The organism is Nocardioides sp. AN3, from assembly GCF_054653495.1.
On the sequence record NZ_BAAIGC010000005.1, the window covers coordinates 65052 to 88714 of the forward strand.

The window sequence follows — 23663 nt, forward strand, 5'->3', positions numbered from 1 at the left end:
GGTCATCGTGCCAGCCTCGCGGTCGTGAAGCGGGGGCGCCCCGCGAGATCGACGTGGTCGCGCACGTCGACCCACCGTCCGCTCGCGGCGAAGACCGCCGGCGCACCGCCGCGAAGCCCGTCCGGCCCCTGCTCGTCGGCGTGCTCGGCGCCGACCACTCCCCCGGGCCGCAGCAGCACGGCGGCGCGCTGCTCGAGCACCCGCATCGCGTCGAGCCCGTCGTCCCCGGAGTAGAGCGCGAGATCCGGGTCGTGGTCCCGGGCCTCGATCGCGACGGACTCCCACGCGTCGAGAGGGATGTAGGGCGGGTTGCAGACGACGACGTCGACGGTGCCGGCCAGGTCGTCGAAGCCGGAGCCCATGTCCCCGTGACGCAGGTCGACGCCGGTGCCCGCGAGGTTGCGCATCGCCCAGGCGTACGCCGCCTCGTCCAGCTCGACCGCGTGGACCCGGGCGTTCGGCACCTCGTCGGCCAGGCTCTTGGCGATCGCACCCGAGCCCGTGCACAGGTCGACGACGACCGGGCCCGGGTCTCGATACGCGCCCGCTCGTCCCTCGCGGTCGCTACTCGACCAACGAGCCGGGTCACCCGACCAACGGTGGCACTGCTCGATCGCCCACCCGGCCAGCAGCTCGGTCTCGGGCCGTGGCACGAACACGCCCGGACCCACGGCGAGCTCGACGTGACGGAAGTAGGCGACTCCGGTCAGGTGCTGGAGCGGCTCCCGCGCCGCGCGGCGGGCCACCAGCGCCAGGTAGCGGTCAGCCTGCTCGTCGCTGATGTGGTCGACGAGCACGAGGTGGCCCCGGCTCACGCCCAAGGTGTGGGCGAGCAGCTCGCCGGCGTCGTGCTCCGGGCTTGCGACACCGCCCTCGCGCAGGAGCACCACGCCCGTGGCGAGCAGCCCGCGTCGGGTGGCCGCTGCCATCAGCCCTCGAGCGACGCAAGACGCGCGGCGAGGTCGGCCTCGACGGCCGAATCGAGCACTGGCCCGAGGTCGCCGTCGAGCACCTGGTCGAGGTTGTAGGCCTTGTAGCCGGTGCGGTGGTCGGAGATCCGGTTCTCCGGGTAGTTGTAGGTCCGGATGCGCTCCGACCGATCCACCGTGCGCACCTGGCTGCGCCGAGCATCGCTCGCCTCGGCGTCGGCCGCGTCCTGCGCGGCCTGCAGCAGCCGGGAGCGGAGGATGCGGAGCGCCTGCTCCTTGTTCTGCAGCTGGCTCTTCTCGTTCTGGCAGCTGACCACGATGCCCGTCGGGAGGTGGGTGATCCGCACGGCGGAGTCGGTCGTGTTCACGCTCTGGCCTCCCGGACCGGAGCTGCGGAACACGTCGATGCGCAGATCGTTCTCGTCGATCGTCACATCGACCTGCTCGGCCTCGGGCATCACCAGGACGCCCGCAGCGCTGGTGTGCACGCGGCCCTGGCTCTCGGTGACCGGCACACGCTGCACGCGGTGGACGCCGCCCTCGAACTTGAGCAGCGCGTACGGCGCCCGGCCCGGCTCTGAGGAGCCCTTGGCCTTCACCGCCACGGTCACCGACTTGTAGCCCCCGAGGTCGGACTCGGTGGCGTCGAGCATCTCGGTCCTCCAGCCATGACGCTCCGCGTAGCGGGTGTACATCCGGAGCAGGTCACCGGCGAAGAGCGCCGACTCCTCGCCGCCCTCCCCCGACTTCACCTCGAGGATCGCGTCCTTGTCATCGGACGGGTCGCGCGGCACCAGCAGGCGACGCAGTCGCTCCTCGGCCTCCGTGCGCTGCTCGGCGAGCTGGTCGGCCTCGTCGGCGAACGAGGCGTCCTCGGCGGCCAGCATGCGCGCGGCCTCGATGTCGTCGCCGAGCTGTTGCCAGTGCCGGTAGGCGCCGATGATCGCACTCAGCTCGGCGTAGCGCTGGTTGAGCTGCTTGGCCAGCCGTGCGTCGGCGTGCGTCTCCGGCGCCGCGAGCCGTCCCTCCAGCTCACGGTGCTCCTCGACGAGCCCCTCGACAGCTTCGAACTGTGCCATTTAGCGCCTCCGCTTCGCTTCGGCGCGTGCTCCCGCGCCCTTCATGCCTTGCCTTCCCTCGCTGCGCTCGGTCGTTCCTCCCTCGCTTCACTCAGTCCAGGCAAGGCGGCACGGGAGCTGTCCGAGGCGAGCCGATCCCCGAGACCGCGGACCAGCCCGGCCCGAGATAGCCGGGGAAATGACGAGCGCCGGCCTCCCGCACGATGGCGGGGGCCGGCGCTTCGACGCAGCTACTTCTTGCCGTAGCGGGCCTCGAACCTGGCGACGCGGCCGCCGGTGTCGAGGATCTTCTGCTTGCCGGTGTAGAACGGGTGGCACTGCGAGCAGACGTCGGCGCGGATGACGCCGTCGGTCTTGGTCGAGCGCGTGGTGAACGTCGCGCCGCAGGTGCAGGTGACCTGGGTCTCGACGTACTGCGGGTGGATGTCGGCCTTCATGGATGTCCTCATCACTCAGGGCCCGGGTCCTCGTGCGACGCACGCGGTGAACCGGTGCCGGAACGGATCAATGTTAGTCAACACACGTCCGGGCCGACGAATTCCCGCCCCGGCCGACGTAATCCTCGACGATGACGTCGACGGGCTGGGTCACGTCCAGGACGAGTCCGCGCTCGTCCGGAGCCAGTGGCTCGAGGGTCGCGAACTGCGACGCCAGCAGAGATGCGGGCATGAAGTGGCCGGCTCGTGTGGCCTGGCGTGCCGCGATGACCTCGGGAGTGCCGTCCAGCTGGACGACCTCCAGCTCAGGGACGTGCTGGCGCAGCTGATCGCGGTAGGCCCGCTTCAAGGCGGAGCAGCTGACGACGCCACCGCTGCTCCGGTGCGCGGCCAGCCACGTGCCGACCGCCTCGAGCCACGGGTGTCGGTCGAGGTCGTCGAGCGCGTGGCCGGCCGCCATCTTCGCGATGTTCTCGGGCGGGTGCAGGTCGTCGCCGTCGACGAACGGGACCCGCAGCCGCTGCGCCAGCGCGGCCCCGACCGTCGACTTCCCGGACCCGGACACGCCCATCACCACGACGAGGGGCGCGCGCTGTGTCGGCGGCATGCCAGCTCCTCCGGAAAGACCCTGGCTCAGATCTGGTCTGTTCCCGGGGTCGTCTTCTGCACCTGCATGAGGAACTCGATGTTGCTGTGCGTCTTCTTGAGGCGCTCCAAGAGCAGCTCCAGCGCCTGCTGCCCGTCGAGCGCCGAGAGCACGCGGCGCAGCTTCCAGATGATCGCGAGCTCCTCCTTGCTCATGAGGAGCTCCTCGCGACGAGTGCCCGACTGGACGGCGTCGATCGCGGGGAAGACCCGCTTCTCGGCGAAGTCGCGGCGCAGCCGGATCTCCATGTTGCCCGTGCCCTTGAACTCCTCGAAGATCACCTCGTCCATCTTCGAGCCGCTCTCGATGAGGGCCGTCGCGAGGATCGTCAGCGAGCCGCCGTTCTCGATGTTGCGGGCGGCGCCGAAGAACCTCTTCGGAGGGTAGAGGGCGGCCGAGTCGACGCCGCCGGAGAGGATCCGGCCGCTCGCCGGCGCCGCGAGGTTGTAGGCACGCCCCAACCTGGTGATGCCGTCGAGCAGCACGACGACGTCGTGACCCAGCTCGACGAGGCGCTTGGCCCGCTCGATGGCGAGCTCGGCCACGATCGTGTGGTCGGAGGCCGGCCGGTCGAACGTCGAGGAGATGACCTCGCCCTTGACCGAGCGCTCGAAGTCGGTGACCTCCTCCGGCCGCTCGTCGACCAGCACCACCATGAGGTGGCACTCAGGGTTGTTCGTCGTGATCGAGTTGGCGATCGACTGCATGATCATCGTCTTGCCGGCCTTCGAGGGCGAGACGATGAGGCCGCGCTGGCCCTTGCCGATCGGCGCGGCGATGTCGATCACGCGACCGATCATGTTCGTCGCGTCGGTCTCCATGCGAAGCCGCTCGTTGGCGTAAAGGGGGGTCAGCTTGGAGAACTCCACCCGGCTCTGCGCAGCCGACGGCTCGGCACCGTTGACCGTGTCGATGCGCACCATCGGGTTGAACTTCTCCCGGCGCTCCCCCTCACGCGGCTGGCGCACCTGCCCCGTGATGGCATCGCCCCGGCGAAGGCCGAGCCTGCGGACCATCGACAACGAGACGTAGACGTCGTCAGGACCGGGCAGGTAGCCGCTGGTCCGCACGAACGCGTAGTTGTCGAGAACGTCGAGGATGCCGGCGGCAGGGACGAGCACGTCGTCGTCGCGGATGTCGGTGTCCGGCTCGCTGCGCTGGGCGCCCGGGCGCGGCGGCGCGTTGCGGTCGCGGTCCCGGTCTCGGCCACGGCGACGCCGGTTGCGACGACTGCCGCCGTCATCGCCGTCGCGGTTGACGCCCTGGCCCTGCCCCTGGCCGTGAGGCTGGCCGTGCCCCTGGGGCTGGCCCTCGCTCTCGGACTCGCCGTGACCACGGTGGTCGCCCTGGTCGCCCTGGTCGCCCTGGTCGCGCTGATCGCGCTGGTCGCGCTGATCGCGCTGATCGCGCTGATCGCCGATCTCGCTGTGCTCGGCTCGGGCGCGGCCCTGGCCGGGCCGCCGCTCGCCCTGCCGCTCGCCCTGCCGCTCACGCGGCGCGGTCTGCTGGGTTCGCTCCAGCTCGAGGTCCAGCTGCGGCTCGGGCTCCGGCTCGCGCCGAGCGACGACCGCCGGCTCGGTCGTCGCGCTCTCCTGGACCGCCGCACGCCGACCCGTCCGCGGCTTGCGCGGGGCGCGGGCAGGCTCGCCGGCGGGCTCCGCCTGGGCGGCGGGCGCCTTCACCTCCGGCTGCGCCGATGTCGCGGCCGGGGTCGTCTCGCTCTGTGCAGGCGCGTCGGCCTGCCCCTTCGTGGCGCGGGGGGCTCCACGCCGTGGCCGCGTGGTGATCGCGCCTGCATCCGACGTCGGAGCGTCGTCCCCGGCCCGCGTGGCACGGCCGCCGCCCGACTGGGCGGCCTTGATGGCGTCGATGAGCTGGGCCTTCTTCATGGAGCCGGCCCCGCTGATGCCCATGCCGCTCGCCATGGCCTTGAGGTCCGCGAGCAGCATCGCGTTGAGCCCACCACGTTTCTTCGCGGCGCCTTCGGTGCCGGCGGCGGTGGGTTCGATGGTTTCCGTCACGTGAGGTCCTTCCCACGTATCACAGCCTGACCCGGCGTGACGCCGGTGGCTGACCTGATGTCTAGCTTCCCTCGCTGAGGGGTCTCCCGACCTGGGCAGAGCGCGTCTGCGCGGGATGAGGGAAGAAGGTTCGCGCATCGCGGACCGATGGGTCCTGATGATGCCACGCCGAACTGTGCGGCGCGTCACCACCCTAACACCGGGCGTGGCGTGGTGATTCCGTCACGGGTCCGCTAGTCGACGCGAGCGCCGTCCATCGAGACGTCGAGATGCCGGGCGGTCCATCCCTCGGGGCACCTGGCGAGCAGCTTCCCCGTGAGGGCCGAGCCGTCACCGTCGGTGAAGGCCAGCACCGTCGGACCTGCACCCGAGACGACGGCCGCGATGCCGTCGGCGCGGAGCGCGTCGACCAGTGCGAGCGAGTCCGGCATGGCGGGACGGCGATACTCCTGGTGGAGGTAGTCCCGCGTCGCCCGGTGCAGCTGCTCCGGCTGGCTGGCCAGGGCGGCCACCAACAGGGCGGCGCGCGCAGCGTCCGCGGCCGCCTCCCCGTGGGGCACATGACTGGGGAGCAAGCCGCGGGCGACCTTCGTCTCGACCCCGGTGGGGGGCACGAACACCACCGCACTGACACGCGGGTCCACCGACGCCGGCACCGCCCAGAAGCTCCGGCCCTGCTCCGCGCCGCCGTTCTCCCCCGAGATCACGAACCCACCGAAGTAGGCAGGGGCGACGTTGTCGGGGTGACCCTCGAGCTCAGCGGTCAGGCCGAATGCCGACTCGTCGTCCAGCAGGAGCTCGCCGCCCGCAACCAGCGCTCGGGCGAGCACGACGCCGCCGACGATCGCCGCGGAGGAGGAGCCCAGGCCGCGGGCGTGCGGGACGACGTTGCGGCACCGCAGCCGCAGCCCCGCCGGCTGACCTCCCAGGAGGTCGAACGCCGCCCGCATCGACCTGACCACGAGGTGGCTCTCGTCGAGCGGCACGGCGCCGGCGCCCGCCCCCTCGACCTCGACGACGAGGCCGGAGGAGGTGACCTCGGCCTCCAGACCGTCGCGCAGCTCGAGCGCGAGCCCGAGCGAGTCATAGCCCGGCCCGAGGTTGGCGGACGTGGCCGGCACCGTGACCCGCACGGGCCCTGGGACGAACGATCCCATCGGGTCAGACGAGCCCAGCTGCGGAGGCCGCCACGTCGATCTCCGCATCGACGACGACCTGGGGGATCTCGCCGAAGAACTCCAACGCGGTCACGGTGTCCTTGAGCCCGTGGCCGGTCACCGTGATGACGACCGTGGCGCCCGCATAGGAGTCACCCGCCGCCAGCTCGGCCAGCAGGCCAGCCACCCCGGCGGCCGACGCCGGCTCGACGAAGACGCCGTCGCGCCGGGCCAGCTGCGCCTGGGCACTGAGGATCTCGTCGTCGGACAAGGAGGCGAACCGGCCGCCCGAGGCGTCCTTCGCCGCCTCGGCCAGCTTCCACGAGGCAGGGTTGCCGATCCGGATCGCCGTCGCCCGGGTCTCGGGGAACTCGACGGGCCGGCCCAAGACCAACGGGGCAGCACCTTCGGCCTGGAAGGCGCGCAGCACGGGCTTCTTCGACGCGTGGCCGGCGGCGGCGTACTGCTGGTAGCCGAGCCAGTAGGCCGACATGTTGCCGGCGTTCCCGATCGGCATCAGGTGGTAGTCGGGTGCGTCGCCGAGGCGGTCGACGACCTCGAAGGCGGCGGTCTTCTGGCCTTCGAGCCTGATCGGGTTCACCGAGTTCACCAGCGCCACCGGATAGTGCTCGGCGAGACCCCGCGACAGCTTGAGGCAGTCGTCGAAGTTGCCGCGCACCTGGATCACCTGTGCGCCGTGGACGAGCGCCTGGGCGAGCTTGCCGGCGGCGATCTTCCCGTCAGGGACCAGGACGATCGGAGTGATGCCCGCCTTCGCGGCGTACGCCGCCATCGACGCAGACGTGTTGCCCGTGCTCGCGCACACACATGCCTTCGCGCCCTCGTGGACGGCCACCGAGATGGCGGCCGTCATGCCACGGTCCTTGAAGGAGCCCGTCGGGTTCTGCCCCTCGATCTTGAGCCAGACCTCCCCGCCGGTGAGGCCGGAGAGCCAGTCGGAGCGGACGAGCGGCGTGCCGCCCTCTCCGAGACTGACGGCGGCGGTGTCGGCGGGGATGTCGAGCAGGGCGCGGTACTCCTCGATCACTCCGCGCCACTGGTGCGTCGGCTGCTGGGTCATGCGAGCTCTCCCTCTACGCGCATCACGCTGGTGACGTCGCGGACGATGTCCATGCCCCGCAGCGCCTCGACCGTCGCGGCGAGCTGGGCGTCAGTGGCCTCATGGCTCACCACCACCAGCTGGGCGTCGGCGTCACGGCCCTCCTGACGCACGGTCTGGATCGACACGCCGTGGTCGGCGAACGCCGTGGCAACCGCGGCGAGCACGCCCGCCTTGTCGGCCACGTCCAGCGAGACGTGGTAGCGGGTGATCGTCTCGCCCATGGGAAGGACGGCGCGATCGGCGTACGACGACTCGCCGGCCCCCTTGGTGTCAGCCACCCGGTTGCGCGCGACCGTCACCAGGTCGCCGAGCACCGCGCTCGCGGTGGGCGAGCCGCCCGCACCACGCCCGTAGAACATGAGCTGGCCGGCCGCCTCCGACTCGACGAAGACGGCGTTGAACGCCTCCCTCACGCTGGCGAGCGGGTGGCTGCGCGAGATCATGACGGGGTGGACGCGGGCGCTGACCGAGTCGTTCGTCAGCTCGGCGATCGCCAGCAGCTTGACGACGCTGCCCATCGCCTTCGCGCTGGCGACGTCGGCGGCCGTGACCTCGGAGATGCCTTCGCGGTGGACGTCACTGGCCGTGACCCGGCTGTGGAAGGCGAGGCTGGCCAGGATGGCGGCCTTCGCGGCCGCGTCGAACCCCTCGACGTCGGCGGTCGGGTCGGCCTCGGCGTAGCCCAGCTCCTGCGCCTCGGCAAGTGCCTCGTCGAAGCCCGACCCCTGGGTGTCCATTTTGTCGAGGATGTAGTTCGTCGTGCCGTTGACGATGCCCATCACCTTCGTCACCTTGTCGCCGGCGAGGGACTCGCGCAGCGGACGCAGGATCGGGATGGCGCCGGCGACGGCAGCCTCGTAGTAGAGGTCGCGACCCGCCTTCTCCGCCGCCTCGAAGAGGGTCGCGCCGTCCTCGGCGAGCAGCGCCTTGTTGGCGGTGACGACGCTGGCGCCGTTCTCGAGCGCGCTGAGGATCAGACCCCGCGCCGGCTCGATGCCGCCGATGACCTCGACGACGAGGTCGATGTCGCCGCTGGCGACGAGCGCATGGGCGTCGGTGGTCAGGAGCTCGTGCGGCACCTCGACCTCGCGCGGTGCCTCCAGCCGCCGGACGGCGACTCCGGCGAGCTCCACGGGTGCGCCGACGCGGGCGGCGAGGTCGCCGGCCTGCTCCTGGAGCAGCCGAACGACCTGGGATCCGACGGAGCCACAGCCGAGCACCGCCACCTTGAGGGGACGCATGGGTCCAGGGTATCGGCGGATCGTCGGTCGGTCCCCACGCGTCGTCGAACGCGGACAGGTCGGCCTCCCTCCTCGCTGGTGGCGGCTGCCACGATGAGCGGGTGCTCTTCCCCAACGCTGACCTCGACCGCATCGTGCGGGGCGAGGTCGACCTCGCGTTCCGGACCTGGTCGCGGCCGATGCATGTGGCGGGGGGACGCCAGCGCACTCGGGTCGGCGTGGTGGAGTTCATCTCGGTCGACCGGGTCGACCCGGAGACACTGACCGAGGGCGACGCGGCCCGAGCGGGGACGACGCTGCCCGAGCTGCGTGCCTTCCTCTCACGCAAGCCGGGTGACGTCTATCGAATCGGCGTCCGTTTCAGCGGTGCCGACGAACGGGTCGCGCTGCGAGAGAGCCGACCGGGACCGCACGAGCTCGGGCAGATCCTCGCGAGGTTGGCAGACATGGACCGGCGCAGCCGCGACGGCCCGTGGACCCGACGGCATCTCGAGCTCATCGAGGCCCGACCGGCCGAGCTCGCCGAGACCCTTGCGGCCGTTATCGGCCGGGAGAAGCGTCCGTTCAAGGCCGACGTACGCCGGCTCAAGGAGCTCGGCCTCACCGAGAGCCTTCCCGTCGGCTACCGCCTGTCGCCACGCGGTCGCGATGTGCTCGAGGCCATGCGCGCCGAGGACTGAGCCGCGTCGAGCGCGTGCGATGACAAGGCGCCGCCGCGAAGGCGCCCTTCAAACGGAGCGGGGCGTCGAGCGGCGGCGACGTCGCCAGCGAGCCTGCTGGGCGCGGCTCAGCCCAGGTCGGTGGCGAGGAGGTCGTCAGGGGTCTCGCGCCGCACGATGACCCGATAGGCGCCGTCCTTGACGGCGACGACCGGCGGCCGCAGCGCGTGGTTGTAGTTGGAGGCCATGGACCGGCCGTAGGCGCCGGTGCCGGGCACCGCGATCACGTCGTCGGGCCGGATGTCGCCGGGCAGGAACTCGTGCTTGACCACGATGTCACCGGACTCGCAGTGCTTGCCCACCACCCGCGCAAGGACGGGGGCGGCCTTGCTGGGGCGCGAGGCGAGCGTGCAGGAGTAGTCCGCGTCGTAGAGCGCGGTGCGGATGTTGTCGCTCATGCCGCCGTCGACGCTGACATAGGTCCGACTGGCGCCACCGTCGAGGGCCACCTCCTTGACGGTGCCGACCGTGTAGACCGTGCACATCGCGGGGCCGACGATCGCGCGGCCGGGCTCGATCGAGAGGTGGGGGCGGTCGATGCCGAGCGCGGCGCACTCCCCCCTGACGATCGTGGTGATCTGGTCGGCCAGCACCGCCGGGTCAGCCGGGTCGTCCTGGGTCGTGTAGGCGATGCCGAAGCCGCCGCCGAGGTCGAGCTCGGGCAGCACGCGGCCGAGCTCCTGGCCGATCCGCGCATGCAGGGCCAGGACGCGCCGGGCCGCCACCTCCCAGCCCGAGGTGTCGAAGATCTGGCTGCCGATGTGACTGTGCAGCCCGCGCAGCTCCAGGCTCTCGGCCTCGACGACGCGCCGGGCCGCCTCGAAGGCGTCACCCGAGCTGATCGAGAAGCCGAACTTCTGGTCCTCATGCGCCGTGGCGATGAACTCGTGGGTGTGCGCCTCGACACCTGCTGTCACCCGCACCATGACGGGCTGGACGACGCCGAGCTGCGCGGCGACGTCGGCCACGCGCTCGATCTCGACGAACGAGTCGACGATGATCCGGCCGACGCCGGCATCGACGGCCCGGCGCAGCTCCATGGCCGTCTTGTTGTTGCCGTGGTAGCCGATCCGCTTCGGGTCGACCTCGGCGCGCAGCGCGACGGTCAGCTCGCCGTCGGAGCACACGTCGAGGTGCAGGCCCTCCTCGGCGACCCAGCGAGCGACCGCCGTGCTGATGAAGGCCTTGCCGGCGTAGTAGACGTCGTAGCCGGCGAACGCGTCGCGGAACGCGCGGGCTCGGACACGGAAGTCGTCCTCGTCGAGGATGTAGGCGGGCGTGTTGACGTTCGCGACCACGTCGACGACGGGGAGCCCGCCGACGTGCAGGACGCCGTCCACCTTCTCCGCCGTGCGCGACCAGAGCATCGGCACGAGTGCGTTGACGTCATCCGGCTCGCGCAGCCACACCGGCGACGTGCCGGTGAAGCTGCCCGGGCTCAGATGCCCGCTCACATCCGCTCCGGCGCGGAGACACCGAGCAGGCCGAGACCGTTCGCGATCACCGTCTGCGTCGCGACCACGAGGACCTGGCGCGCGATGTTGGTGGCGGTGACGGGCTCGTCGCCCTGCGGCAGCATCCGGCATTCCTTGGTGTCGTACCACTTGTTGAAGACCGAGGCCGTGTCCTCGAGGTAGCGCGCGACGCGGTGCGGCTCGCGCAGCTCGGCCGCTGCCGACACCACCCGCGGGAACTCCGCCAGCGCACGGAGCAGCTCGCCGTCGCGCTCGTGGACCAGGAGCGAGGGGTCGAACCCGCCCGCCGCCGAGGTGAGGTCGATGGGGACCGCCATGCCGAGGTCGGCGGCGTTGGCGAGCATCCGGCACGTGCGCGCGTGTGCGTACTGGACGTAGTAGACCGGGTTGTCGTTGGACGCCTTGGTGATCTCGGCGACGTCGAGCGTGAGCGGCGAGTCCGCCGGGTAGCGCGCCAGCGAGTAGCGCAGCGCGTCGACGCCGATCTCGTCGGCGAGCTCGTTGAGCGTCACGATGGTGCCGGCCCGCTTCGACAGCTTGAGCTCGGCGCCGTCGCGCAGGATCTTGACGAGCTGGCCGATCATGACGTCCAGCGTCTGGTCCGGGTCGTCGCCGACGCAGGCGGCCATGGCGCGCAAGCGGCCGACGTATCCATGGTGGTCGGCGCCCAGCAGGTAGATGCAGTGGTCGAACCCGCGCGCACGCTTGTCGAGGTAGTAGGCAGTGTCCGAGGCGAAGTAGGTCAGCTCGCCGTCGGACTTGATGAGGACGCGGTCCTTGTCGTCGCCGAAGTCGGTGGTGCGCATCCAGAGCGCCCCGTCCTGCTCGTAGACGTGACCGAGATCCTTGAGCTTGGCCAGTGTGTCGGGCACCGAGCCCGACTCGTGCAGGGAGAGCTCGGAGAGCCACACGTCGAAGTGGGTGTTGAAGGCCTCCAGCTGGTCCTGCTGCTCACGCAGCTGGAGCTCGTAGCCCTTGGCGCGCACGGCAGCCAGGCGCTCGGGCTCGGGGAGCTCGAAGATGCCGGGCTGCGCCTCGCCGACCGCCTTCGCCAGGTCATCGATGTAGGCGCCGGCGTACCCGTTCTCCGGCGTGGGCTCCCCGGCCGCCGCGGCGATGATCGAGGCGGCGAAGTTGTTCATCTGCACACCGCGGTCGTTGATGTAGAACTCCCGCGTGACGTCGGCGCCGGCCGCGGACAGCACCCGCCCGATGGCGTCGCCGAGCACCGCCCACCGCGTGTGGCCGAGGTGGAGGGGCCCGGTCGGGTTCGCCGAGATGAACTCGACGTTGATGCGGTGTCCGGCGAGGGCGTCACCTGAGCCGTACGCCGACCCGGCGGCGACGATCGTCGCCGCCACCTCGCCCTGTGCGCCCGCGTCCACCGTGATGTTGAGGAACCCGGGCCCCGCGATCTCGACGTCCGCGATGCCGCTCGAGGCCTTCAGCCGAGACGCGATCAGCTCCGCGAGTGCACGCGGGTTCGTGCCGGCCTTCTTGGCCAGCTGCAGAGCGACGTTGGCGGCGTAGTCGCCGTGCCCCTTCTGACGCGGTCGCTCCACCGTCACACTGGTCGGCACGCCGTCGGGAAGGGTGAGGGCACCCTCGTCCGTCAGCGCCCTGAGGGCGTCGACGATCGCGGTGGAGAGCTGATCAGGGGTCACCGGCCAAGCCTATCCGCGTGCGCGCGGGCGTCTCACGTCGGCATCGACCGGCCTCAGCGCCCCGGTTTCGTCCTCCGGTCAGGCGGGCGGTAGGGTCATCCCCGCATCGGCCTGGCCGGTGCATGCCTCCGTAGCTCAGGGGATAGAGCACTGGTTTCCGGTACCAGGTGCCGCAGGTTCGAATCCTGCCGGAGGCGCGCTCGTGATGTCGCCGACATCCTGACCGGGCCGAACCAGATCGCCACCAGATCGCCATGGGTTCGGCCCGTTCCTCTTGGCTAGGCAGCGGGCGTCCGCCGCGCCATGGCTGTCAATGAGACACGCCGCTCGGCATCTGTCTTTTTCTCGTAGCGGGTGCCAATCCGCCGGAAAGGCATTACCGTTCGTCACACAGTTCACATCCTTCACATGCGCCCCGACGCTAACGGAGCGCCGGAACGACAGGGCGAGGTGCGATGTCACAACACAGGAGCAGCCTGAGGCGAAGCGTGAGCATCGCCGCCGGAGCACTTGTGGTGGCAGCCCTGCCGGCGGTCACCGTCGCCGAGGCCCAGGCGACGGGCGGCGACGACAGCGGCGTCGTGTTCTACACCCCCAGCGATGGCGGGATGGTGCCGCCGGCGGGCAGCAAGGTGCACGTGGTGCTGGGCGCCGACCCGGGCGTGTCCGCCGTGCAGCTGAGCTACCGCACCTCCGTCAACGGGCCTCTCGTGGCCATCGGCCGACCGCAGCGCACTCCGGGCACGAACATGTTCGAGGCATGGTGGACCGTGCCTGCGACGGCGAGCAACCTGCTCCTCGAGGCGACCGGCTACACCGCCGACAACACCGCCTTCGGCGGCGCCGAGGTCGAGACCGTCACGCCTTCCTCCGCAGCTTCGCGCTTCACCGACCCGGGGGCCGGCGACCCGAACGCCGACCCCCGGGTGCTCGGTCCGTTCGTCCGGCCTCGGCGCCTGTTGGACGCTGCGAGGCCTGACAGGAACGGCGCGGTCGTGCCGCTCGGCATGTTCCAGCGCGTCGACGGCCGCTCGTTCGCGCGCGCCTCGGGCAAGATCTCCTCCCCCTCGGTCGCCGACGCCGACCAGATCACGGCCGTCGACGCCACGCCGGGCACCGTCGTGCCGCCGACGCCCACGCTGCCCCTCCCGGCCGGCACGTACGACGCCGACAGCCAGATCTTCCGCGAGCCCGTCGACGTGTCGACCCATGCGATCGCCACGCCGCTGGGCTCGACCGTGATCCTGGTGAGCAACGGCCCCTCCTCCGACGCCCTGGAGGCACCTCTCTATCTCCAGACCGTCACCGCGGTGCGGTCCCAGACGTCGACGGTTCCCGGGACCGACAACGTGACGATCCAGGCCACGGTCACCGATCAGTACAACCAGCCCGTCGTCGGCGCGCCCGTGCGCCTGGCCGGCTACGCCTCAGGATCCGCCACGCCGGTCTCCCAGCTCGCGATCACGGACGGCGGCGGCCAGGCGACCTTCACAGGACCCGGGACCTCGGCCACCGGATACCCCACCGGCTTCTACACCGCCTACGCAGACCTCAACGTCGACGGCAGGCGCGGCAGCAAGGAGCCCGGCTACGAGTCGGTCGTCGGCACCGTCTCCTACGTCGCGCCGGGCAAGTCGCTCTACCACAGCGACGCCCGCATCCGTGACGCCGGCGGCGTGCTCGCCGACTCCCTGCGAGGCACCCGTATCGCGGCCGCCCGCCACTACCAGTGGATCGACCAGGACGGACAGCTCAGCTACACCTCCTACACGGGCCTGCGGGGCGGCGTCGGCCGGGTCTCCCAGCCCGGCCACCTCACCTGGGTCAATGCGCACGGCGCACCCTTCAACCCACGCTGGCTGAAGAAGGGCCGGTTCGAGACACGGGTCTGGGCGCGGATCAAGTCACGCCCCGGACTGCGCAACGCCGAGATGACGTTCAAGCAGAACGCCGCCTACGGCCTCTCGGTCGAGTGGGAGGTCAAGAACATCAAGCCGTTCACCACCACCGCAGCACTCGACGCGGCCTTCACCAACCTCGCGACGGCAGCCCAGCAGTACTACGGCTCCGCCTGGGCCTCCCGCGTGCAGGTCAAGATGCTCTCGAACCTGCCTGGTGGCCCCGCCTTCGCGCTGCGGGTGCTCAAGGTGGCGCGCGCACACGGGTTCACGACGATCTACCTGGCGCGCGGCGCAGCGACACGCATGCAGATCCCCGCATCCGCGCACTCCTACGTCACCTACGTGCGTGGAGCCGCAGCAGGCGTCTTCGCGCCGATCCCGCCGGCGTCGCAGTTCACCAGGATCATTCCACGCGACCCTGCGGTCCTCAGCGTCCGCTGAGGGACGCCGCGCACGGTCCCGACGACGCCTGCGCGGCTCTCACAGTTCAGCCAGGGCACTCTCCACGGCTCGGTGAAACGTCGGGTAGGCGTAGATCATCGAGCGGAGTGTGGCGACGGGGATCCGGGCATGCACGGCGAGCGTGAGCATCGAGAGGATCTCCCCGCCGTACGGACCGACGACGCACGCTCCCACCAGCACGCCGGCGTCGGCGTCCGCGACGACCTTGATGAGGCCCTCAGCGCCAGGTCCGTGCGTGTAGCCCCGCGAGGACGCGGCCAGGTCGGTCTGCCCGACCTGGACGGTCAGGCCCCGGTCGCGGGCCGCACGCTCGGTGAGGCCCACGCCCGCAACCTCGGGATCGGTGAACGTGGTGTGCGGGACCGCGTGGTACTCCGCAGTTGGGCCCTCCTCGCCGAGGAGGTCGCGGGCGGCGATGGCCGACTGGTACATCGACAGGTGCGTGTAGGCCCCGTGTCCCGCCACGTCGCCGATCACCCACAGACCATCGCCGGCCCGCATCCGCTCGTCGACCGACACGGACCGGGGATCGAGGCCCACCGACTCCAGGCCCAGGCCGTCGAGGTTGGGCGTGCGACCCGCGCCCACCAGAAGCCTCTCGGCGGACAGCTGCGACCCGTCCGAGAGGCCGAGCGTGAAGCCGCCGTCGGCGTACGCCACCGAGGTGAGCCCCGTGCCGGTCAGCACGCGGATGCCCTCCCGCGTGAAGATCTGCTCGATGAGGGCCGAGGCCTCCGGCTCGTCACGCTCGAGGAGCCTGGCCGCGTGCTGGACGAGCGTGACCCGGGCACCGAGCCGCGCGAACACCTGGGCCAGCTCGCAGCCGATCGGCCCTCCTCCCAGGACCACCAGGGAGGCCGGCACCGCCGTGGCGCGGACGGCGTCGCGGTTGGTCCAGTACGGCGTCGCCGCGAGCCCGTCGACGGGCGGAGCTGCGGGCCGCGTCCCCGGGTTCAGCACCACGCCACGGCGAACCGTGTAGGCGACCTCCGACCCGTCGCTCAGGGTCACGACGACCCGGCCGGGTCCGTCGAGCCGGCCGACGCCGTGGTGGACGACGGCGCCGGCGTCCTCGAGGCGCTTGACGGCGACGGTGTCATCCCAGTCGGCGGTGGCCTCCGACACGCGTCGTGCCACCGGTGACCACGACGGCTCGAGCGAGACGGTGCCCGCGATCTCGCCGGCCCGTCGCACCTCGGCCACCGCGTCGGAGCTGCGCACCATGATCTTCGTCGGGATGCATCCGTAGTAGGGACACTCACCCCCGACGAGGTGCTTGTCGATCGCGACGACCTGCAGACCCGCCGAGGCGACCCGGTTGGCGAGCGACTCGCCTCCGGGGCCGGTGCCGATCACGACCAGATCCACCTCGGGCATGCGAGCCTCCTCTGCGGGACGGGTTCAGCTGACGCATCTGGAGAGCACGGCGTCCCTCTTCGCATCCTGACCCATCTGGTGGGCCGCTTGCACGTGTGGCAGCACGACGCTCTGTCCGGCTATGTTCCCGATCCCGCCCTGGACCACACAGTTCGTCACCTTGGCCGGGTCGATGTCGGCGAGCACATGACCGAGCCTGTACAGCGCGACGGGCGAGAGATCGGTGTGCAGGTTGCTCATCGCCGACAGGACCCCGCGGGCCAGGAAGCCCGGCTTGTCGCGGTCGGCCCGGACCTTCCTCTGGATCGCCTTGATCACGACCTGCTGGTGCGCGGAGCGGTCGAAGTCCCCCCGCCGCAGGGCGTGCCTGATCCGGGAGTAGGCCATGGCCTCGTAGCCGGTGAGGTGGAGGTGGCCCGCCTTGAACCCCTTGGGCTTGATCGGGTTGTCGGCGAAGAAGAACGGGTTGTCGATGTTGATCCCCCCGATGCCGTTCACCAGGGCCTGGAACTTCTCGAACCTCGTGATGAAGACGTAGTCCGGCTGGATCCCGACGAGGTCGCCGACGACCTGCCCGAACAGCCTCGGGCCGCCGAAGTAGAGCGCGGCGTTGATCTTGCTCATCCCATGGCCCGGGATGGCGACCCAGGAGTCGCGCGGGACGCCGATGATGGCGGCCGCACCGGTGCGGGTGTCGATGCCCACCATCTGGATCGCGTCGCCCCGACTGTGCGTCATGTCCTCACCCGGTCGAGCGTCCGACCCGACGGCGAGCACCCACACCACGTCGCGCCCGATGTCGACGCCCTGCGCGCGCTCGGTCGCGACCAGCACGCTGTCGGGGGCGCGGGTCGCGTCGTCCGGGAGAGCGAGCACCGTCAGGGCGAGCACGCCGGCCAAGGCGGCCGTCACCGCGACGCGGCGACCGAGCATGCGGCCCAGGCGGATGTGGCCCAGCCGGATGTGACTCAGCCTGACTCTGATCCTGCTCATGCGGGTGTCCTCGTGATCTCGTAGCCGAAGATCTTCCAGGTGTTGCCCACGGGCGTCAGGTCGAGCGTCCCGGTGACCTCTTGGGGGCCGGTCACCGTGCCCGTCGTCTGGAACCCGAGATCGACCCTGGCCGTGACTCCGACAGGCCGCTGGGAGATCGAGAGGACATCGAGCGAGATCGACCGCGTGGTCGCCTCGGCGCGCTGGATCCGGTCGGCGATGGCGGCGTTGCTCATCAGTGCGAGGTCGCGCCTCGCCTTGGCGGCCGCACCGGCGGTGAAGCCCGAGAAGGCCGCCGCGTAGTCCGACCTCGGGAAGTCTCCGAGGTAGGCCCGGTCCAGCCAGCCGTCGATCACCGTGGTCACCGCAGCCGCGAGCTCGTCGCGCCGAGCGGAGCCGAGCCGACCCGTCACCGTCGCGACGCGCGCCGGCGCCTTCGTCGGGTCGGGCGCGGCCGACGGGCTCGCCGAGCGCGTCGGAGCTCGGCCGGCCGGCTTCTGCTCGCTGCCCGAGCTGCAGCCGGCGAGGGCGAGTCCGCAGATCACGACGGCTGCCGTGGCGACGGAGACGACCCCTCTCGTCACGTGTCTCATGGGTCTCGACTGCTCCCTTCGTGTGGTGTCGATGACACCTTGTCCGAAACAGCACCCCGACGCCTGCATTTGCTGGCGTGTGGGTCTAGCCTTGACGTCCGGAACTCGTTCCCACGCAACGACAGCGCGCTCATTCCGGAAGAGGCGATCCAAGCCGTGCCGCAGCCCTCAGGCAACCCGTCCACCAGCTCCACCGAGATCCCCGCCGAGTTCGGCGCCAATGAGTGGCTCGTCGAGGAGATGTACGACCAGTACAAGCGGGATCCCGGGAGTGTGGACCCGGTCTGGAGGAAGTTCTTCGAGACCAACGGCGTGCCCGGCACGGCCGGCGGCTCCAACGGCTCGGTGAAGCAGGCCGCCGCTGCCCCTGCCGCGACGCAGGCCGCACCCCAGGCCGCACCCCAGACTGCGACGACGGCGGCGCCGTCCGCCCCGTCTGCCAGCACCTCCCCCGCCCCGGCTCCCGTCGCCAAGCCGCGACCGGCCAACACCAAGGCCGCCGAGCCGGCCAAGGGCACGACGAACCCGGTCCCCAAGGAGTCCCCCGCGCCTGCGCCGGCCAAGGCCGCCGACGCCCCGACGTACACGGTGCTGCGCGGTGCCACGATGCGCACGGCGCTGAACATGGACGTCTCCCTCTCGGTGCCGACCGCCACCTCGGTCCGCGACGTCCCCGTCAAGCTGCTGTGGGACAACCGCACCGTCATCAACAACCACCTGGCCCGTGCGCGCGGCGGCAAGGTCTCGTTCACCCACCTGATCGGCTACGCCCTGGTGCAGGCCGTCAAGGCGATGCCCTCGATGAACGTGGGCTACGACGTCATCGACGGCAAGCCGAACCTGATCACGCCTGCCCACGTCAACCTGGGCCTCGCCATCGACGTGCCCAAGCCCGACGGCACCCGCCAGCTCCTCGTGCCGAGCATCAAGGGCGCGGAGACGATGGACTTCGCCGCCTTCTGGGCGGCCTACGAGGACCTCGTGCGCAAGGCACGTGACAACAAGCTGACGGTCGAGGACTTCCAGGGCACGTCGATCAGCCTCACCAACCCGGGCGGCATCGGCACGGTCCACTCGGTGCCGCGCCTGATGAAGGGGCAGGGCGCCATCATCGGCGTGGGCGCGATGGAGTATCCCGCGGAGTGGCAGGGCGCGAGCGCCGACGCGATCGCCAAGAACGCCATCAGCAAGGTCATGACGCTCACGTCGACCTACGACCATCGCGTCATCCAAGGCGCCCAGTCGGGCGAGTTCCTCAAGAGGATGCACGAGCTCCTGCTCGGCAAGGACGGGTTCTTCGACGACATCTTCCGGTCGCTGCGGATCCCCTACACCCCCATCCGTTGGAACGTCGACGTGGCGACCAGCCACGACGACCAGATCAGCAAGCAGGCGCGCGTCCTCGAGCTCATCCACGCCTTCCGGGTCCGCGGCCACATGATGGCCGACACCGACCCCCTCGAGTACAAGCAGCGCAGCCACCCCGACCTCGAGGTCGAGAACCACGGCCTCACGCTGTGGGACCTCGAGCGCGAGTTCCCGACCGGCTCCTTCGGTCGGGAGGACAAGCCGTTCATGAAGCTGCGCGACATCCTCGGGATCCTGCGCGACTCCTACGTCCGCACGACCGGCATCGAGTACATGCACATCCAGGACCCCGAGCAGCGCCGGTGGATCCAGGAGCGCGTCGAGCGGCCGCACGAGAAGACCCCTCGTGAGGAGCAGCTGCGGATCCTGCTCAAGCTGAACGAGGCCGAGGCGTTCGAGACCTTCCTGCAGACGAAGTTCGTCGGCCAGAAGCGCTTCTCGCTCGAGGGCGGCGAGACCTCCGTGCCCGTCGTCGACGAGCTGTGCGAGGCCGCGGCGGAGGCAGGCCTGGACGAGGTCGCGATCGGCATGGCGCACCGCGGTCGTCTCAACATGCTGGCCAACATCGTCGGCAAGTCCTACAACCAGATCTTCCGCGAGTTCGAGGGCAACATCGACCCGCGCACGGTGCAGGGCTCCGGTGATGTGAAGTACCACCTCGGTGCCGAGGGCGAGTTCGTCGCCGGCTCGGGCGACACCATCAAGGTCTCGGTCGCCGCGAACCCGTCGCACCTCGAGACGGTCGACCCGGTCCTGGAGGGCATCGCCCGCGCGAAGCAGGACGTGCTGGACCGGGGCGAGGCGTTCCCCGTGCTTCCGCTCCTGGTCCACGGCGACGCCGCGTTCGCCGGCCAGGGCGTGGTCGCCGAGACGCTGAACCTCTCCCAGCTGCGCGGCTACCGCACCGGCGGCACCGTCCACCTCGTCATCAACAACCAGGTCGGGTTCACCACCTCCCCCGGGTCGTCGCGCTCGTCGCTGTATGCGACCGACGTCGCCCGGATGGTGCAGGCGCCGATCTTCCACGTCAACGGCGACGACCCCGAGGCGTGCGTCCGGGTCGCCCGACTCGCCTTCGAGTACCGCCAGGCGTTCCACAAGGACGTCGTCATCGACCTGATCTGCTACCGCCGCCGGGGCCACAACGAGGGCGACGACCCGTCGTTCACCCAGCCGCTGATGTACGACCTCATCGAGCAGAAGCGCTCGGTCCGCAAGCTCTACACCGAGTCCCTCATCGGCCGTGGCGACATCACGATCGAGGAGGCCGAGGAGGTCCTGCGCGACTACCAGAACCAGCTCGAGCGCGTCTTCACCGAGGTCCGCGAGGCCGACAAGGCCCCCGAGGCCTGGACGACGGTCCCCGACTACCCGGACAAGCCGGCTGCCGAGACCCAGACCGCCGTGCCGCTCGAGGTGCTCAAGCGGATCGCAGACGCCTACGTCACGCCGCCGGACGGCTTCACCGTCCACCCGAAGGTCATGCCGCAGCTGCAGCGTCGCTCGACCTCCATCACCGAGGGCAACATCGACTGGGGCACCGGCGAGCTGATCGCGTTCGGGTCGCTGCTGATGGAGGGCCGCCCTGTCCGCCTGGCCGGCCAGGACTCGCGTCGCGGCACGTTCGCGTCCCGCTTCGCGACGATCATCGACCGCGTCAACGCCGACGAGTGGACGCCGCTGGCCAACCTCACCGAGGACCAGGCCAAGTTCTATGTCTACGACTCGCTGCTGAGCGAGTACGCAGCCCTCGGCTTCGAGTACGGCTACTCGGTGGCCCGCCCCGAGGCGCTGGTGCTGTGGGAGGCCCAGTTCGGCGACTTCGTCAACGGTGCCCAGACGGTCATCGACGAGTACATCTCCTCGGGCAAGACGAAGTGGGGTCAGGACTCAGGCGTCGTGCTGCTCCTGCCGCACGGCTACGAGGGCCAGGGCGCCGACCACTCCTCAGCGCGCATCGAGCGGTTCCTCCTCCTGGCGGCCGACGAGGCCTTCGTGGTCGCCCAGCCCTCCACGCCGGCGTCGTACTTCCACCTGCTGCGTCGTCACGCCCTCGGCGAGGTCCACCGCCCGCTCATCGTCTTCACGCCGAAGTCGATGCTGCGCCGCAAGGAGGCGACCTCGCAGCCCGAGGACTTCACCACCGGGTCCTTCCAGACCGTGGTCGGCGACGGCACCGCGGACCCGGCGAAGGTGGAGACCCTGCTGCTCTGCTCGGGCCGGGTCACCTGGGACCTGATGGTCGAGCGCGGCAAGCGGGACAACGGCGACACATTCGCGATCGCGCGGGTCGAGCAGCTCTACCCGTGGCCGATCGAGGAGCTGAACGCGGAGATCGCCAAGTACCCGAACCTCAGGCAGGTCCGCTGGGTGCAGGACGAGCCGTTCAACCAGGGTCCGTGGCCGGGCTACGCGCTCAACGTCGTGCCGCACCTCGGCGTCGCCGTCGAGGCGGTCACGCGCCCGCCGTCGAGCACCACCGCCGTCGGCACGGTCAAGCGCCACGTCGCCGAGCAGGGCGTCCTCATCGGGCAGGCGTTCGCCTGAGAAGGCCAACGTCTTGCGACGTACGACGAGGGGCCGGTCCCGACCGGCCCCTCGTCGGCATTTGGGAGACTTCTCGCATGTACTTCACCGACCGTGGGATCGAGGAGCTGGAGCGGCGCCGGGGGGATGAGGAGGTCAGCGTCGCCTGGCTCGCCGAGCAGCTGCAGGCGTTCGTCGACGTCCACCCGGAGTTCGAGACCGCTGTCGAGCGGCTCGCGACATGGCTGGCCCGCCTCGACGACCCCGAGGACTGAGCGTTCAGCGGGGGCTGATCTGCACCTCGGGCATGGTGGCATCGTCCGGTAGGTCGAGCACCGCGACGATCGCATCGACCACCGTCTCGGGCCGGGTCCAGTCCGACTCGTCGTACTCCCTGCCCTCCTGCCAGTGCACCTTCTCCTGCATCGGCGTCGCGGTGCGGCCCGGGAAGACGCTCGTCACGCGAACGCCGTTGCCCCGCTCCTCGGCCCGCAGGGCGTCGGCAAGGGCGCGGAGACCGAACTTCGACGCCGCGTACGCCGCCCACCCCGGCTGTGCCCGAAGACCCGCCCCCGAGTTGACCAGGACGACGGTGCCACGCGCGGCCCGCAGCGCGGGAAGCGCCGCCCGCGTCAGCAGGGCGGGCGCGACCAGGTTCACCGCCAGCTGATCGCCCCAGGCCGCCTCGTCGAGGTCGACGACCGACCCCAGCTCCACGACGCCGGCCGCGTGCACCACCGAGTCCAGGCGGTCGGGAAGCTCCAGGCGCCCGATGGAGGCGCTGTCGGACAGATCGGCGACGAGGACATGGGCGTCGCCGAAGTCGTCGGCGACCTTGGCCGGGTCGCGTACGACGAGCCAGAGCTCGTCGCCACGGTCGCGAAGCCGTCGCGCCAGCTCGCGGCCGATGCCCGATCCTGCGCCGGTGAGAAGGTGTCTCACCGTGGGCTCAGCGGGTGAGGACGATCTTGCCGAAGACGTCGCCCCCGGCGATCGCCTCGAACCCTTGGCGAGCATCGGTCATCGGCAGCACACGGTCGATGAGCGGGCGCGTGCCGGTGGCGTCCAGGAGCTGCACGAGCGAGGCCAGCTCGGCCTTGGTGCCCATCGTCGAGCCGATCACGCGCAGCTGCAGGAAGAAGATGTGGGTGAGCATCGTGTCATCGGGGTTGGGCCCCGAGGTGGCGCCGGAGATCACGATCGCCCCGCCGGGGCGCAATGCCCGCACCGAGTGCGCCCAGGTGGCTGCGCCGACGGTCTCCATGACCGCGTCGACCTTCACGGGCAGTCGCTCACCGCTCGCGAAGACCTCGTGCGCGCCGATCTCGGGCGCCCGCGCCCGCTTCTTCTCGTCGCGACTGGTGGCGTAGACGCGCAGGCCGCCGGCCCGGGCCAGGGTGATGAGGGCGGTGGCCACGCCGCCCCCCGCGCCCTGCACCAGGACGCTGTCGCCGGCCTTGAGGCCGCCTTGGGAGAAGAGCATCCGATAGGCCGTCAGCCAGGCCGTCGGCAGGCACGCTGCCTCCTCGAAGGAGAGCCCCGCCGGCTTCGGCACGAGGTTGCGCCGTGGCACGACGACGACGTCCGCGAAGGTGCCCTGGTGCCTCTCGGAGAGCAAGGACCGCTTCGGGTCGAGCGTCTCGTCGCCCGACCAGTCCGGGGAGCTGATCACCGAGTGCACGACGACCTCGTTGCCGTCCTCGTCGAGGCCGGCTGCGTCGCAGCCGAGGATCATCGGCAGGGCGTCGTCCTTGAGGCCCTGCCCCTTGAGCGACCACAGGTCGTGGTGGTTGAGGCTGGCGGCCTTGACGGTGACCGTCGTCCAGCCCTCGGGGGCGATGGGATCGGGACGCTCACCGACCACCAGGCCGCTCAGCGGGTCGTCGCGGGAGATGGACTGCGCGTAGACGGCGAACATGACCTCAACCTAGCGAAGCACCGGGCCGGGAACG

19 protein-coding genes and 1 tRNA gene are annotated in these 23663 nt (G+C 70.7%); 5 read left to right on the forward strand and 15 right to left on the reverse strand.

The features are described 5' to 3' along the window. Positions 1-2 precede the first annotated feature (2 nt). The 8 genes from prmC to ACYQ1K_RS07730 all read right to left on the reverse strand — a co-directional run bounded on the left by prmC (position 3) and on the right by ACYQ1K_RS07730 (position 8633). Positions 3-929 (reverse strand): peptide chain release factor N(5)-glutamine methyltransferase, encoded by a 927-nt coding sequence (gene prmC / locus ACYQ1K_RS07695; protein WP_459982245.1) that lies wholly within the window; start codon positions 927-929, stop codon positions 3-5. Continuing rightward, a complete protein-coding gene (prfA, locus tag ACYQ1K_RS07700; protein WP_459982246.1) occupies positions 929-2008 on the reverse strand; it encodes a peptide chain release factor 1 in 1080 nt (359 codons plus the stop codon). The genes prmC and prfA overlap by 1 nt, the downstream gene beginning before the upstream one ends. 230 nt (positions 2009-2238) lie before the next feature. Then, positions 2239-2445, reverse strand: coding sequence for a 50S ribosomal protein L31 (gene rpmE / locus ACYQ1K_RS07705; RefSeq protein ID WP_279879980.1), 207 nt, complete (start codon positions 2443-2445; stop codon positions 2239-2241). A 73-nt stretch (positions 2446-2518) separates the two neighbouring features. Further along, positions 2519-3052 carry a gluconokinase gene (locus tag ACYQ1K_RS07710; protein WP_459982247.1) on the reverse strand — a complete coding sequence of 178 codons (534 nt, stop codon included), beginning with the start codon at positions 3050-3052 and terminating at the stop codon, positions 2519-2521. Between the two features lie 26 nt (positions 3053-3078). Beyond that, positions 3079-5112: a transcription termination factor Rho gene (gene rho / locus ACYQ1K_RS07715; protein ID WP_459982248.1), complete on the reverse strand. Its 2034-nt coding sequence runs from the start codon at positions 5110-5112 to the stop codon at positions 3079-3081. Between the two features lie 233 nt (positions 5113-5345). Further along, positions 5346-6269, reverse strand: coding sequence for a homoserine kinase (gene thrB / locus ACYQ1K_RS07720; protein ID WP_459982249.1), 924 nt, complete (start codon positions 6267-6269; stop codon positions 5346-5348). Between the two features lie 4 nt (positions 6270-6273). Beyond that, on the reverse strand, positions 6274-7350 hold the full coding sequence (gene thrC / locus ACYQ1K_RS07725; RefSeq protein ID WP_459982250.1) for a threonine synthase: 1077 nt from the start codon (positions 7348-7350) through the stop codon (positions 6274-6276). Further along, entirely contained in the window at positions 7347-8633 is a 1287-nt protein-coding gene (locus ACYQ1K_RS07730; protein ID WP_459982251.1) for a homoserine dehydrogenase, read from the reverse strand. Before ACYQ1K_RS07730 ends, thrC begins: the two co-directional genes overlap by 4 nt. Before the next feature lie 101 nt (positions 8634-8734). Here ACYQ1K_RS07730 and ACYQ1K_RS07735 point away from each other — a divergent pair, with 101 nt between their 5' ends. Then, positions 8735-9313, forward strand: a complete 579-nt coding sequence (locus tag ACYQ1K_RS07735) for a hypothetical protein (protein ID WP_459982252.1) — start codon at positions 8735-8737, stop codon at positions 9311-9313. A 107-nt stretch (positions 9314-9420) separates the two neighbouring features. On the opposite strand, the gene lysA is transcribed toward ACYQ1K_RS07735, so the two are convergent. Both lysA and argS read right to left on the reverse strand, forming a co-directional pair. Beyond that, positions 9421-10806 (reverse strand): diaminopimelate decarboxylase, encoded by a 1386-nt coding sequence (gene lysA, locus ACYQ1K_RS07740; protein WP_459982253.1) that lies wholly within the window; start codon positions 10804-10806, stop codon positions 9421-9423. Further along, positions 10803-12491, reverse strand: a complete 1689-nt coding sequence (gene argS, locus ACYQ1K_RS07745; protein ID WP_459982254.1) for an arginine--tRNA ligase — start codon at positions 12489-12491, stop codon at positions 10803-10805. Before argS ends, lysA begins: the two co-directional genes overlap by 4 nt. A gap of 124 nt (positions 12492-12615) precedes the next feature. On the opposite strand from argS, the gene ACYQ1K_RS07750 reads away from it, so the two are divergent. Continuing rightward, positions 12616-12688: transfer RNA gene (locus ACYQ1K_RS07750), tRNA-Arg, on the forward strand. Between the two features lie 291 nt (positions 12689-12979). Further along, positions 12980-14833: an Ig-like domain-containing protein gene (locus tag ACYQ1K_RS07755; protein WP_459982255.1), complete on the forward strand. Its 1854-nt coding sequence runs from the start codon at positions 12980-12982 to the stop codon at positions 14831-14833. A gap of 39 nt (positions 14834-14872) precedes the next feature. On the opposite strand, the gene ACYQ1K_RS07760 is transcribed toward ACYQ1K_RS07755, so the two are convergent. From ACYQ1K_RS07760 to ACYQ1K_RS07770, 3 genes are read right to left on the reverse strand one after another with little or no spacing between them, the layout of a single operon-like run. Beyond that, on the reverse strand, positions 14873-16231 hold the full coding sequence (locus ACYQ1K_RS07760) for a dihydrolipoyl dehydrogenase family protein (protein ID WP_459982256.1): 1359 nt from the start codon (positions 16229-16231) through the stop codon (positions 14873-14875). A gap of 24 nt (positions 16232-16255) precedes the next feature. Further along, complete coding sequence (locus ACYQ1K_RS07765) at positions 16256-17224, reverse strand: LCP family protein (protein WP_459982257.1); 969 nt, start codon at positions 17222-17224, stop codon at positions 16256-16258. Continuing rightward, positions 17221-17817 (reverse strand): hypothetical protein, encoded by a 597-nt coding sequence (locus ACYQ1K_RS07770; protein WP_459982258.1) that lies wholly within the window; start codon positions 17815-17817, stop codon positions 17221-17223. Before ACYQ1K_RS07770 ends, ACYQ1K_RS07765 begins: the two co-directional genes overlap by 4 nt. Positions 17818-17973: 156 nt before the next feature. Here ACYQ1K_RS07770 and ACYQ1K_RS07775 point away from each other — a divergent pair, with 156 nt between their 5' ends. Continuing rightward, entirely contained in the window at positions 17974-21732 is a 3759-nt protein-coding gene (locus ACYQ1K_RS07775) for a multifunctional oxoglutarate decarboxylase/oxoglutarate dehydrogenase thiamine pyrophosphate-binding subunit/dihydrolipoyllysine-residue succinyltransferase subunit (protein ID WP_459982259.1), read from the forward strand. Between the two features lie 77 nt (positions 21733-21809). Beyond that, positions 21810-21986: a DUF6104 family protein gene (locus tag ACYQ1K_RS07780; protein ID WP_459982260.1), complete on the forward strand. Its 177-nt coding sequence runs from the start codon at positions 21810-21812 to the stop codon at positions 21984-21986. Between the two features lie 4 nt (positions 21987-21990). On the opposite strand, the gene ACYQ1K_RS07785 is transcribed toward ACYQ1K_RS07780, so the two are convergent. Next, positions 21991-22653, reverse strand: a complete 663-nt coding sequence (locus ACYQ1K_RS07785) for an SDR family oxidoreductase (protein WP_459982261.1) — start codon at positions 22651-22653, stop codon at positions 21991-21993. 7 nt (positions 22654-22660) lie between these two features. Next, on the reverse strand, positions 22661-23629 hold the full coding sequence (locus ACYQ1K_RS07790) for a zinc-binding dehydrogenase (protein ID WP_459982262.1): 969 nt from the start codon (positions 23627-23629) through the stop codon (positions 22661-22663). Positions 23630-23663: the final 34 nt, after the last annotated feature.